The following is a 12,100-nucleotide window of genomic DNA, read 5'->3' on the forward strand; positions in this document are numbered from 1 at the left end:
GCCATGGGGAACTCTCCATGGCCAGCGGCGGCTGCCTGCTTACTTGGCAGCCCAGGCTGTGAAGCGCTGCTCCAGTTCTTCGCCATGATCAGTCCAGAACGACAGGCTTAGCTGCAGGGCGTCCTTGGCGTTGGTCGGCGAAGTCGGCAGGTTGGCCAATAGTTTCGGATCCAGCAGCTTGAGCGCCTGGTTGTTCACCGGGCCGTAGGAAATATTGCTGGCATAGGCTTTTTGCGAATCCGGCTTGCTGGCGAAGGCGACGAATTTCTCGGCGTCGGCCTTGTTCGGCGTACCCTTCGGGATCACCCAGAAATCGAGCGTGTAGATGCTGCCTGCCCAGCTGACCTTGAGGTTCTTGCCTTCACGCTGGGCGGCATCGATGCGGCCATTGAATGCGCTCGACATCACGACGTCGCCCGCCACCAGGAATTGCGGCGGTTGCGCGCCGGCCTCCCACCACTGGATATTCGGCTTCAACTCATCCAGTTTCTTGAAAGCGCGGTCGACGCCGGCCTTGGTCGCCAGCAGCTTGTAGACGTCTTTCGGCGCCACGCCGTCCGCCATCAGCGCAAACTCCAGGTTGTTCTCGGCGCCCTTCTTCAACGCGCGCTTGCCAGGAAATTTCTTGGTGTCCCAGAAATCGGCCCAGGTCTTCGGTGCGGTCTTCAGCTTGTCGGCATCGTAGGCCAGCACGGTCGACCAGACGAAGGCGCCGACGCCGCATTCATGGATGGCGGCAGGATTGAAATCCGCCTTGCTGCCGATCTTGCTGAAATCGATCTTTTCCAGCAGACCTTCTTCGCAGGCGCGGCCGATATCGCCGGCGTCGACTTCGACCACATCCCAGCTGACCTTCTTGGCTTCGACCATGGCCTTGACCTTGGCCAGCTCGCCGTTGAATTCGACCACCGTGATCTTGTCGCCGCTCGCCTTGGCGTAAGGATCGATGTAGGCAACCTTCTGTGCCGCGCCATTGGCGCCGCCGAAGTTGACGACGGTCAGGTTTGCGGCTTGCGCCATGCCGATGGCGGCCAGCGCCAATACCAAGCTGCTCAGAACAGGTTTTAAAAACACTTTCATCACGTCTCCTCGTGGTTTGAAAAACAATTGCCGAATTGATTTTTGTGCGTCATCAGATGAAGATGCGCAGATGCTTGGGATCTATGTCCAATGCAACTACCGTACCTTCTTGCAGCCCTGTCAGCGCCGGGTCGTTCAGCGACAGTTTGACGAAGCAGTCTTCCTGCTGCGGAATCGCGCAGCGCACCCGCACGTGATCGCCGAAATAGATCAGGCTGCTGACATTCACCGGGAAGGCATTCTCGGTAGCGTTTGCCAGCGGCAGCAAATGGATGCGCTCGGGCCGGATGCAGGCCACCACCGGCTGGCCGATTTCAGCCTGATTGGCGTTGACACCGTGCAACAGGCCGCCATGCGGCAGGCGCACGCTGCCATTGCCGCCATCGGCCGCGTTCAGCACGCCGTGGAAGCGGTTGTTGTCGCCGATGAAGCCGGCCACGAACAGGTTTTCCGGATATTCATACAGACGGTCGACCACGGCCAGCTGCTGGATGATGCCCTGGTCGAACACGGCCACGCGGTCGGACATGGTCAGTGCTTCGCTCTGGTCGTGGGTGACGTAGACAAAGGTGACGCCGAGCCGCTTGTGCAAGGCCTTCAATTCCAACTGCATATGCTCGCGCAGCTGCTTGTCGAGCGCGCCCAAGGGCTCATCCATCAGCACCAGCTTGGGATCGAACACCAGCGCCCGCGCCAGCGCAATGCGCTGCTGCTGGCCGCCGGACAGCTGAGCTGGATAGCGGTCGCCGAATTTGCCCATCTGCACCATGTCGAGTGCTTTCTTGACCTTGTCGGCGCGCTCGCTGCCGCTGATATTGCGCACCCGCAGCGGGTAGGCAACGTTCTGCGCCACGGTCATGTGTGGGAACAAGGCGTAGTTCTGGAACACCATGCCGATATTGCGCTTGTGCGGCGGCACTTTGTTCAGCAATTGCCCATCCAGGCGGATTTCGCCGCCGGTGGGAAACTCGAAGCCAGCCAGCATCATCAGGCAGGTGGTCTTGCCGGAGCCGGACGGCCCCAGCAGGGTCAGGAACTCGCCGCGCTGGATATCCAGGTTGAGGTTCTTGACCACCAGGTTTTCGCCGTCATAGGTTTTCTTGACGCCGGAGAACTGCACCAGGATGTCTTGCGTGGCGGATCGGCTGTCCGCTGCCGGCGTAGCCAGGTGAGGGGCGATATTTTCTTGTTTCAACTTGTTCTCCTGCCAGGTTTCAAGCGGCCGCAACGGTGCGCATGGCAGCGCTCAGGATGGCCAGCGCTTCATCCATCAACTTATCCTCTATGGTCAACGGAAACAAGAAGCGGATCGCATTACTGTAGACCCCGCAGCTCAGCAACAGCAAGCCGTTTTTGAGGGCTTCGGCCTGTACCTTCTTGGTAAACTCGGCATCCGGCTGGCGTGTGCCCGGCTGCATGAACTCTACTGCCACCATCGCCCCCAGGCCACGGATATCGGCAATCTGCGGAATCTCTGCGCGCAAGCCTTCCAATACCTGTTTCAGCTTGTTGCCGAGCAGATTGGCGCGTTCCACCAGTTGTTCTTCTTCAATCACTTCCAGCACCGCCAGCGCCGACGCCACCGCCAGCGGATTGCCGGCGTAGGTGCCGCCGAGGCCGCCTGGCGCTGCCGCGTCCATGATTTCCGCCTTGCCGCAGACGGCCGAGAGCGGCATGCCGCCGGCCAGGCTCTTGGCCATTGTCATCAGGTCGGGAATCACGCCGGAATGTTCTACCGCGAACAACTTTCCGGTACGGGCGAAGCCGGTTTGCACTTCGTCAACGATCAGCAAGATGCCATGTTCATCGCACAACTTGCGCAAGGCCTGCATGAACGCCGGCGGCGCGGCGTAGAAACCGCCCTCGCCTTGCACCGGCTCGAGGATGATGGCGGCGACGCGCTTGGGATCGACATCGGCCTTGAACAGGGATTGCAGGGCTGCCAAGGATTGTTCGATGCTGACGCCATGCAGTTCGACCGGGAACGGAACGTGGTAGACCTCGGCCGGAAACGGCCCGAAACCGACCTTGTACGGCACCACTTTGCCCGTCAGGGCCATACCCATCATGGTGCGGCCGTGGAATGCGCCGCTGAACGCAATCACGGCGCTGCGGCCGGTAGCGGCACGGGCGATCTTGACAGCGTTTTCCACCGCTTCGGCGCCGGTAGAAAAGAAAGTAGTCTTCTTGGCATGGGCGCCAGGGGTAACGGCATTGATGCGTTCGGCCAACTCGACATAGCTGGCGTAGGGCACGATCTGGTAGGCAGTGTGGGTAAATTTGCCGAGCTGTTCCTGCATGGCGGCGATCAGCTTGGGATGGCGATGGCCGGTGTTGAGCACGGCGATGCCGGCGGCGAAGTCGATGAAGCGGCGATTTTCCACATCCCAGATTTCGGCATTGAGCGCGTGCGAGGCGTAGAAATCGCACATGACGCCGACGCCGCGTGGGGTCGCAGCATTCTTGCGTTGATGCAACTCGGCGTTGCTGAGCGCCGGTTTGCTGCTGGCGCCGGCAATCGCTGCGGCCGCGTGATATCCGTCGTTTTTCATACTGGCTCCTTAGTCATGCGTTTTTTGTGAAAAGCTTTGATGCATACTAAGGCCGAGCTGGCTCTATAATATAGTGCCACTTTCAGTTTTCTAATGGAGCCACTTTGCGCATCGCCTCGCTCACCGATTTTTTGCTGATGCGCATAGAGCGTGGCGCCGACGGCACCATCGCCAAGGCAGCCGCCGCCGGCGCGCCGCTCAACCGGCAGATTTACCAGGCGATCCGCGAGGCGATCCTGTCGCAGCTGCTGCCATCCGCCATGCAACTGCCCTCCTCGCGCGACCTGGCCCGTGAACTGGGCATCTCGCGCAACACCGTGACCTACGCCTACGAGCAGCTGATCGCCGAGGGCTATCTGGAAACCCGCGCCGGCTCCGGCACCTTCATTGCCGACACCACCCCCGACCAGATTCCGGAAACCCGCCTCAACACGCCGCCGCTGACCGATCCCAGCGGCGAGTCGGAACTGTCGGCGCACGGCGCGCAGCTGATTCAGCAGGCTGGCGTCAGCGATCTGCAATGGGGCGCTTTCATGCCCGGCGTGCCGGACGTGACGCTGTTTCCCAACAAGATCTGGAGCCGCCTGCAAAACAAGCACTGGCGCCGCTCACGCGCCGACCTGCTGACTTACGGCGATGCCGGCGGCTACCTGCCGCTGCGCGAAGCCATCGCGGAATACCTGCGCATGGCGCGCTCGGTCAATTGCAACGCCAGCCAGGTGATCATCACCACCGGCATCCATCAGTCGCTCGATATCGTCGTCAAGCTGCTGGGCGAGCATGGCGACAGCGCCTGGGTCGAAGATCCCTGCTACTGGGGCACGCGCAGCGTGCTCAATTCGCTGGGCATCAAGCCGGTCGCGATTCCGGTCGATGCCGAAGGCATGCGCATGCGGCTGGCCAATCTGCGGCAACCGCCGCGCTTCATCTGCGCCACCCCCTCGCATCAATATCCGCTGGGCATGGTGATGAGTCTGTCGCGGCGGCGCATGCTGCTGGAGTACGCAGCGCAGCGCAAAGTCTGGATCATCGAAGACGACTACGACAGCGAATTCCGCTACGGCAGCCGGCCGCTGGCCTCGCTGCAAGGCATGGATACCGACGGCCGCGTACTGTACATGGGCACCTTCAGCAAGACCATGTTTCCCAGCCTGCGGATAGGCTTCCTGGTGGTGCCGGAATCGCTGGCGAACGCCTTCGCCATCGGCGTCTCCGAGCTATACCGCGGCAGCCAGGTCTTCATGCAGGCAATCATGGCGGATTTCATGACCGAGGGCCATTTCGCGTCCCATATCCGACGCATGCGCCTGCTGTACGCGGAGCGCCTGCAACTGCTGCAAGCGGCCATCGACCGCCACTTCGGCGACGGCGTCACGCTCACCGGCGGCGAAGCCGGCCTGCACCTGGCGCTCGGCCTGCCGGCGCAATGCGACGACCTGGCGATCAGCCGCGCCGCCCGCATCGCCGGGATCGTGGCGCGGCCCTTGTCACGCTATTACATGAACAGCGAGACAGCACGCAATGGCTTGCTGCTGGGTTATGCCTGCGTGCCGAATGAGCAGATCGCGCCGGCGTTTGACAAGCTGGCGGCGATCATCAAAGCCCATTGGCAGTAAAAACCATCCGTTAAACTGACATTCCGTCATTCACCGATCAGGGAACCGCATGAAAAAATTAGTCTTCTGCCTGCTGCTGGGATGCGGCGTGCAAGCCTTGCCGGCCGCTGCCCAAGCCACTCCTTCGCGGCTGGATGACGTCATCAAATCGGGTAATCTGCGGGTCTGCATGACCGGCGACTACAAGCCCTTCACCTTCCTCAAAGCCGACAACAGCTTCGAAGGCATCGATGTCGACCTCGCCAGGTCGCTGGCCAAGGCGCTAGGGGTGGAGGCACACTTTGTCAAAACCAGCTGGAGCAAGCTGACGGGCGATTTCCTGGAAAAATGCGATATCGCCATGGGCGGCGTGTCGGTCACGCTGGAGCGTCAGAAGCAAGTCTCGTTTTCAGCGCCGCACATGGTGGATGGCAAGTCCGCCATCGCCCGCTGCAGCGATGTCGACAAGTTCCAGTCGCTGGCGGCGATCGACCAGCCCGGCACGCGCGCCATTGTCAATCCGGGCGGCACCAACGAACGCTTCGCACGCGCCAACTACAAACAGGCGCAGCTGATACTGCATCCGGACAATGTCACCATCTTCGACCAGATCGTGCAAGGCAAGGCGGATGTCATGGTAACCGACGCCAGCGAAACCCTGTGGCAGGCCAAGCTGCATCCGCAGCTATGCGCGATCCATCCCGAGCAGCCCTTGCAGTTCTCGGAAAAGGCTTTCATGCTGCCGCGCGGCGATGTGCCGTTCAAGGAATTTGTCGATACCTGGATGCATCAGCTAAAGGCGACCGGCGACTATGACCGCGTGGTCAACCAGTGGCTAAAATAGGCGTATCGCTTAACTCTGGGGGCGCCGCAGGAAAGCCAGGGCCAGGCCGAAACCGACCATCATGGCGCCGCTGACGCGGTTGAGCCAGCGGAAGCGGCTGGCGCCGCCGCTCAAGGCGCCGAGCCTGGCCCCTATCATTGCGTAGATGGCAATCGCCACCAGTTCCAGCAACAGGAAGGTGGCGCCAAGCACGAGGAAGCTCATGGCATAGGCAGAGCGGTCGACGAACTGCGGGAAAAATGCGGTGAAAATCAGGATCGCCTTGGGGTTGCCGGCCGCTACCAGGAATTCCTGTTTGGCCAGGCGCCGCCACTTGTCCGCAGGCGCTTCGGCTTCCGCCCCGGCATTGCCAACGCTGGCAGTGAACTGCGCCGGCCCGGCGCGGAACAGCTTGACGCCCAGCCATACCAGATAAGCCGCCCCGGCGAATTTCAAGGCCGTGAACAGCGTTTCCGAAGCCAGCAGCAGCGCGCCCATGCCGAGACCGGCGATAGCGATCATGATGGCAAAAGCCAGCAGACGGCCAAAGGCTGCCGTGACCGAGCAAGCGACGCCGTCGCGCGCGCCGTTCGACAGCGACAATACATTGTTCGGGCCGAACGCCATGTTCAGGGCGAAGCAGGCGGGCAGGAAGAGCCAGAAATTTTGCAGCAGCATGACGCACACCGATTGATGATTTGTTGAATAGTCTAGCTTGGCGGCTCCGCCAGCGCTCCTCAGCAAGCCGGCCGCACTAGCCTTGCTTGCTGATCGACTTCTGGGCGGCCTTGCTTTTCTTGATGGATTTCAGATGTGCCGCCACCGCCGTAGCCAGCTGGCGCGCCCACAGGGAAACCCCGCTGGCCGAGGGATGGAAACCGTCGGAAGCCATCAAGGTGTGGTCGTTGATATCGATCAGCATCGGCACCCGCGTTACGCGTACATTGTTGAGATCTGCCGGCAGGTTGAAAATCAGCTCTTCCACGGTTTCATCCAGCGCCTTGGCTTTCATCCCCAGTATGTAGCGCAAGGGCTCCGGCAGCGCCGGGAAGGCATGGATAGGCGGAATGCCGGAGATCACGATCAGGCGCGGCGTCAGGTGCGCCTGCAGATCGCGCATCAGCTGCAGCAGCTCGGCACGGTAGCGGCGGCAGGAACGGAAAGCCGTGGTGTCGTTGACGCCAAAGGCGATCAGCACGATATCGACTTTTTGCGAAGCCACCTGCGGCAGCATGGTCTTGACTGCGTCGCTCAGGGTGGCGCCGTTCTGTCCGACCGCCTGCCAGGTCACCGTGCGCTGCAGGCGCAGCGACAGCGCCGCGGCGAACTGGCCGGTGATGGCTTCGTAGTGGGTGGCGACGCCAACTCCCGCCACCGGCGATTCGCCGATCGTCAGCAAGGCCAGCGGCCGCTGATGCGGCTCGGGACCGATACCGGTCGGGATCTGCGCCTGGCCGATGGTCGGTCCCATCGCTTCCGGCAGGCGTGGCGTGATGCGGCGTGTGCGACGGCCTTGTATGAGCAGCCATGGCAAGAGCGGTAATGCAATCAGTTCCGGCAACCAGCGGCGCACTTCGTGTCTCCTTGGATAGGCCCCGTCAGGGATAAAACAGTTTTTATGTTTTTTGCCCGACGGTAATCAATTATAGATTTACTCGCCCGAAATTACTCGATCTTCAAACCTTTTAATTCAGGTTTGGCGGCCGGCGGCTTCAGTTTCAGATCGGCCAGGGTTTCCAGCAGGATGCTGGCGATCGCCAGGTTGCGGTGCGTCTTGGAATTGGCCGGAATCACATACCAGGGCGCATGGTCAGCATCGGTGGCACGGATCGCCTTGCCGAACAGCTCCTGGTATTTGTCCCAGCTTTTGCGTTCTTCCAGGTCCTGCATATCGAATTTCCAGTGCTTGGCGGGATCGTCTATGCGCTCCTGCAGGCGGTTGCGCTGCTCGTCTTTGGAAATATGCAACAGGCACTTGATGATGGTGGTGCCGGTTTCCGCCAGCATTCTTTCGAAGTCACGGATCTGGGCGTAGCGGCGCTCGCATTCGTCCTCGTCGATCCAGTCGTGCACTACAGTCACCAGCACGTCTTCGTAGTGGCTGCGGTTGAACACCACGATCTCGCCCTGCCGCGGCACTTGCTGATGCACCCGCCACAAATAGTCATGGGCACGCTCGATCGTGCTGGGCGCCTTGAAATCGGCGATCTGTATGCCTTGCGGGTTGACCAGGTTGAACACCCCTTTGACAGTGCCGTCCTTGCCGCTGGTGTCTATGCCCTGCAACACCACCAGCACCTTGTGCTGCTGGCCGGCGAACAGCATTTCCTGCAGCGCAGCGATTTCCGCCGCCATTTCTGCGACCTGTTCCTTGTCCTTGATCTTGTCGCCGCTGGAGAGCGGTTTCTCGTCGGCATCGGCATCGACGATCTTGGTCTGTTTGCCGGCGCGGAACTGCTTGCATGCTTTCATTCGATTCTCCGATCACTCAATTTTTGCCTGCCCAGCCGGTTTGCCGGCGGTTACAGGATGCCGTGCAAATTGCCCAGCGCATGTTCGATCTTGATGCAACTGTCCATCTCGACCTGCAAGCCGGCAGCGCGCGCCTTGGCGGCGGCAGGCTCGTTAACGATGCCCAGCTGCATCCAGATACAGCGGGCGTCGATCATGATGGCTTCACCGACGATGGGTGGAATATCCTCCGATTTGCGGAAGCAGTCGACGATATCGATCTTCTGGTTTTCCGCCGCCAACGCTTTTGCAGCATCAAACAGATTGGCATAGCATGGCTCTCCCAGGATGTGAGCGCCCACATGCATTGGATTGACGGGGACAATCCGGTAGCCGCGCTCCTGCATGTAACGCGCCACGCCGTAGCTGGGACGGTCTGGTTTCGGCGACAGGCCGACCACGGCGATCACCGGATTGTTGCGGTTGTATTCTGGTTTGCTTGGCATATGTAGGCAAATAAATTAGGCAATCTGCTGGTCGGCAAAAGGAAGACCCGGAAAGCGTGAAGCCGCTGTGCCTGATCTTACTGTGTTATCGCGGCCGCAGGCAGTGCGTGGCGCCGCCCTGCCCGGCCGCTCTTACTTGGCGAAGTAGCTGGCGTAGATCTTGTCGTAGCTGCCGTTGGCGTGCAGGGTTTTCAGTGCGCTGTTGATCTTGGCCATCAACGCGGTGTCTGCCGGCCGCACGGCGATACCGTAATATTCCTTTTCAAACTTGTCGCTCTCGATCAGTTTGAAGCCCTTGTCTTTATTGAATTTCAGATGGTTCGCCACGGCGCCGTTGTCGCCGACCGCCGCATCGACGCCGCCGTTATCGACTTCTTTCAGCAGCAGCGGCAGGCTTTCAAAGCGCACCAGCGCATTGCTGGTCTTGCCCAGCATTTTCTGCATGATGGTATCGGCGCTGGTGCCGGCGGTGACGCCGACGCGGTGCGCCTGTTTCAGGTCGTCGGGACTGGCGATATTCTTGCCGGGCGAGACCAGGATCACCTGCTTCGCTTCGAAATACGGATCCGAAAACAGCATGCTTTGCTTGCGCTCGTCGGTGATGGTGACGCCGGAGGCGATGATGTCGATGTCAGCATTGGCCAGAGTGGAGAATATGCCTTCCCACGGCGTGTTGACCCAGACGATCTTGAGGCCGGCCTGGTCCGCCACCGCCTGCATGATGTCGACGTCGAAACCGACGATCTTGCCGGCGGTATCGACCGAACCGAAGGGCGCAAAGGCAGCATTCATGCCGACCCGGTAGACTTTCGGCGTCGGCGCCGTGTTGGCCGGCTTGTCGCAGGCGCTCAAGGCAAACGCCAGGGCGACAGTCAAAAAGATAACTCGGAGCGCGATTTTCATGCCAGTCCTCCTGTGTGTCGTCATCGATAAACGCAATCATAGCGTTGCAGATAACTCCATCTTAGCACGCGGCGTGGGCAGGTCTTTTTGCCTACGCGATGTGCCGCGACGACGCGTGCGCACGCCGTGCCCACCCTACGGAGCTGGGAGCTAAACAACAAAAAAGCAGCCGAAGCTGCTTTTTCTTGATGCCATCCGACATATCGAACTACCGGATCAACGTCCTTTTTGACGCAATTTTGCAATCGCTGCCAATTGTGCAATCGCCGCCGACAATTCGGACTGTGCTTTTGCGTAATCGATCAGGGATTCCTTGTTGGTCAGCGCTTCTTCAGCACGACGCTTGGCTTCGCTCGCCTTCGCTTCGTCCAGGTCGGCGCCGCGGATCGCGGTGTCAGCCAGCACGGTAACGTGGTGCGGCTGCACTTCCAGCAAACCGCCGGCCACGAACACGAACTCGTCGTTAGCCTGGCCTGGCACCTTGATGCGTACGGCACCCGGCTTGATGCGCGTGATCAGCGGCGTATGGCGAGGATAAATCCCCAGCTCACCCGACTCACCCGGCAACGCGACGAATTCAGCTTCGCCGGAGAAGATCATCTCTTCCGCGGAAACAACGTCTACGTGAATAGTGTTTGCCATCTTAAACCCTTTGTTGTCCATTGAATCAGCTACCGGCAAGCGCCGCCGCGTCATTCCCGCGAACGCGGGAATCCATCCTAGTGAAAATAATATTCAGCAAACTGGATCCCCGCATTCGCGGGGACGACGAGACAAAACTTGCTTTAGCCGATCTTCTTGGCCTTTTCGATTGCTTCTTCGATCGTGCCGACCATGTAGAACGCTTGTTCCGGCAGGTGATCGAGTTCGCCGCTGGCGATCATCTTGAAGCCCTTGATCGTATCCTTCAGCGAAACGTATTTACCTGGCGAACCGGTAAACACTTCAGCAACGTGGAAAGGCTGCGACAGGAAACGCTGCATCTTACGTGCACGCGCGACCAGCAGCTTGTCTTCCGGAGCCAGTTCGTCCATACCCAGAATCGCGATAATGTCGCGCAATTCCTTGTAGCGCTGCAAGATACCTTGCACGGCGCGGGCAGTTTCGTAGTGCTCCTGGCCGACCACTTGCGGGTCCAGCTGACGCGAAGTCGAATCGAGTGGATCAACCGCAGGGTAGATACCCAGCGAGGCGATATCACGCGACAGCACAACGGTGGAGTCCAAGTGAGCAAACGTAGTTGCAGGCGACGGGTCGGTCAAGTCATCCGCAGGAACGTAGACGGCCTGGATCGATGTGATCGAACCGGTCTTGGTCGAAGTAATACGCTCTTGCAGCTGGCCCATTTCCGAAGCCAGTGTCGGCTGGTAACCCACGGCGGAAGGCATACGGCCCAGCAGCGCCGAAACTTCAGTACCGGCCAGTGTGTAACGGTAGATGTTATCGACGAAGAACAGCACGTCTTTACCTTCGTCACGGAAGCCTTCAGCGATCGTCAGGCCGGTCAGCGCAACGCGCAGACGGTTACCTGGCGGTTCATTCATCTGGCCGTACACCATCGCTACCTTGGACTTTTCCGGATTTTCCAGATCGACCACTTTAGCGTCAGCCATTTCGTGATAGAAGTCGTTACCTTCACGAGTACGCTCACCAACGCCGGCAAACACGGACAAGCCGCTGTGCGCCTTGGCGATGTTGTTGATCAGTTCCATCATGTTCACGGTCTTGCCCACACCCGCGCCACCGAACAGACCGACCTTACCGCCCTTGGCGAACGGGCAAACCAGGTCAATAACCTTGATGCCGGTTTCCAGCAGTTCTTGCGATGGCGACAGTTCGTCGTACGCAGGAGCCTTGCGGTGGATCGAAGCCGTCGTTTCGTGGCTCACCGGACCGCATTCGTCGATCGGGTTACCCAGCACGTCCATGATGCGACCCAGTGTTGCTTTACCGGTCGGCACCATGATCGGGTGACCTGTGTTCTTGATTGTCATGCCGCGGCGCAAACCGTCGGATGTACCCAGCGCAATGGTACGGACTACGCCGTCGCCCAGCTGTTGTTGTACTTCCAGCGTCAGTTCCGAGCCATCCATCTTCAAGGCGTCGTAAATCTTAGGCATCGCGTCACGTGGGAATTCAACGTCCACCACAGCGCCGATACACTGAACGATTTTGCCATCAGCCATTTTC

General features: G+C 60.0%; 12 protein-coding genes. 2 read left to right on the top strand and 10 right to left on the bottom strand.

What is annotated here, in order from left to right:
• Window positions 1–39: 39 nt before the first annotated feature.
• From VNZ65_RS22665 to gabT, 3 genes are read right to left on the bottom strand one after another with little or no spacing between them, the layout of a single operon-like run.
• Complete coding sequence (locus VNZ65_RS22665; RefSeq protein ID WP_325673101.1) at window positions 40–1,080, bottom strand: ABC transporter substrate-binding protein; 1,041 nt, start codon at window positions 1,078–1,080, stop codon at window positions 40–42.
• Between the two features lie 52 nt (window positions 1,081–1,132).
• Window positions 1,133–2,275, bottom strand: a complete 1,143-nt coding sequence (locus tag VNZ65_RS22670; protein ID WP_414649200.1) for an ABC transporter ATP-binding protein — start codon at window positions 2,273–2,275, stop codon at window positions 1,133–1,135.
• Window positions 2,276–2,294: 19 nt separating this feature from the next.
• Complete coding sequence (gabT, locus tag VNZ65_RS22675; RefSeq protein ID WP_325673103.1) at window positions 2,295–3,632, bottom strand: 4-aminobutyrate--2-oxoglutarate transaminase; 1,338 nt, start codon at window positions 3,630–3,632, stop codon at window positions 2,295–2,297.
• Between the two features lie 104 nt (window positions 3,633–3,736).
• Here gabT and VNZ65_RS22680 point away from each other — a divergent pair, with 104 nt between their 5' ends.
• Together VNZ65_RS22680 and VNZ65_RS22685 are read left to right on the top strand one after the other, a co-directional pair.
• On the top strand, window positions 3,737–5,248 hold the full coding sequence (locus tag VNZ65_RS22680) for a PLP-dependent aminotransferase family protein (RefSeq protein WP_414649201.1): 1,512 nt from the start codon (window positions 3,737–3,739) through the stop codon (window positions 5,246–5,248).
• Between the two features lie 49 nt (window positions 5,249–5,297).
• Window positions 5,298–6,071: a transporter substrate-binding domain-containing protein gene (locus tag VNZ65_RS22685; RefSeq protein ID WP_325673105.1), complete on the top strand. Its 774-nt coding sequence runs from the start codon at window positions 5,298–5,300 to the stop codon at window positions 6,069–6,071.
• A gap of 9 nt (window positions 6,072–6,080) precedes the next feature.
• Here VNZ65_RS22685 and VNZ65_RS22690 read toward each other — a convergent pair whose 3' ends face one another.
• From VNZ65_RS22690 to atpD, 7 genes are all read right to left on the bottom strand, one after another.
• A complete protein-coding gene (locus VNZ65_RS22690) occupies window positions 6,081–6,728 on the bottom strand; it encodes a LysE family translocator (RefSeq protein WP_325673107.1) in 648 nt (215 codons plus the stop codon).
• 76 nt (window positions 6,729–6,804) lie between these two features.
• Complete coding sequence (locus tag VNZ65_RS22695; protein ID WP_325673109.1) at window positions 6,805–7,623, bottom strand: SGNH/GDSL hydrolase family protein; 819 nt, start codon at window positions 7,621–7,623, stop codon at window positions 6,805–6,807.
• 92 nt (window positions 7,624–7,715) lie between these two features.
• The gene (locus VNZ65_RS22700; RefSeq protein ID WP_325673111.1) at window positions 7,716–8,522 is read right to left on the bottom strand and encodes a PPK2 family polyphosphate kinase; all 807 of its coding nucleotides are present in this window, start codon (window positions 8,520–8,522) and stop codon (window positions 7,716–7,718) included.
• Between the two features lie 50 nt (window positions 8,523–8,572).
• The gene (locus VNZ65_RS22705; RefSeq protein ID WP_325673113.1) at window positions 8,573–9,007 is read right to left on the bottom strand and encodes a CoA-binding protein; all 435 of its coding nucleotides are present in this window, start codon (window positions 9,005–9,007) and stop codon (window positions 8,573–8,575) included.
• 132 nt (window positions 9,008–9,139) lie between these two features.
• Window positions 9,140–9,910, bottom strand: coding sequence for a basic amino acid ABC transporter substrate-binding protein (locus VNZ65_RS22710; protein ID WP_325673115.1), 771 nt, complete (start codon window positions 9,908–9,910; stop codon window positions 9,140–9,142).
• Between the two features lie 216 nt (window positions 9,911–10,126).
• Window positions 10,127–10,552 carry a F0F1 ATP synthase subunit epsilon gene (locus VNZ65_RS22715; protein WP_061945534.1) on the bottom strand — a complete coding sequence of 142 codons (426 nt, stop codon included), beginning with the start codon at window positions 10,550–10,552 and terminating at the stop codon, window positions 10,127–10,129.
• A gap of 143 nt (window positions 10,553–10,695) precedes the next feature.
• Window positions 10,696–12,096 carry a F0F1 ATP synthase subunit beta gene (atpD, locus tag VNZ65_RS22720; RefSeq protein WP_325673126.1) on the bottom strand — a complete coding sequence of 467 codons (1,401 nt, stop codon included), beginning with the start codon at window positions 12,094–12,096 and terminating at the stop codon, window positions 10,696–10,698.
• Window positions 12,097–12,100 lie beyond the last annotated feature (4 nt).

Source organism: Collimonas sp. (genome assembly GCF_035566555.1).
In the GTDB taxonomy this organism is placed as follows: domain Bacteria; phylum Pseudomonadota; class Gammaproteobacteria; order Burkholderiales; family Burkholderiaceae_D; genus Collimonas.

Coding starts and splice junctions, on each gene's coding strand:
- VNZ65_RS22690 (WP_325673107.1), bottom strand. CDS start 6,728: ATGCTGCTGCAAAATTTCTGGCTCTTCCTGCCCGCCTGCTTCGCCCTG.
- VNZ65_RS22685 (WP_325673105.1), top strand. CDS start 5,298: ATGAAAAAATTAGTCTTCTGCCTGCTGCTGGGATGCGGCGTGCAAGCC.
- VNZ65_RS22705 (WP_325673113.1), bottom strand. CDS start 9,007: ATGCCAAGCAAACCAGAATACAACCGCAACAATCCGGTGATCGCCGTG.
- VNZ65_RS22665 (WP_325673101.1), bottom strand. CDS start 1,080: ATGAAAGTGTTTTTAAAACCTGTTCTGAGCAGCTTGGTATTGGCGCTG.
- gabT (WP_325673103.1), bottom strand. CDS start 3,632: ATGAAAAACGACGGATATCACGCGGCCGCAGCGATTGCCGGCGCCAGC.
- atpD (WP_325673126.1), bottom strand. CDS start 12,096: ATGGCTGATGGCAAAATCGTTCAGTGTATCGGCGCTGTGGTGGACGTT.
- VNZ65_RS22715 (WP_061945534.1), bottom strand. CDS start 10,552: ATGGCAAACACTATTCACGTAGACGTTGTTTCCGCGGAAGAGATGATC.
- VNZ65_RS22700 (WP_325673111.1), bottom strand. CDS start 8,522: ATGAAAGCATGCAAGCAGTTCCGCGCCGGCAAACAGACCAAGATCGTC.
- VNZ65_RS22710 (WP_325673115.1), bottom strand. CDS start 9,910: ATGAAAATCGCGCTCCGAGTTATCTTTTTGACTGTCGCCCTGGCGTTT.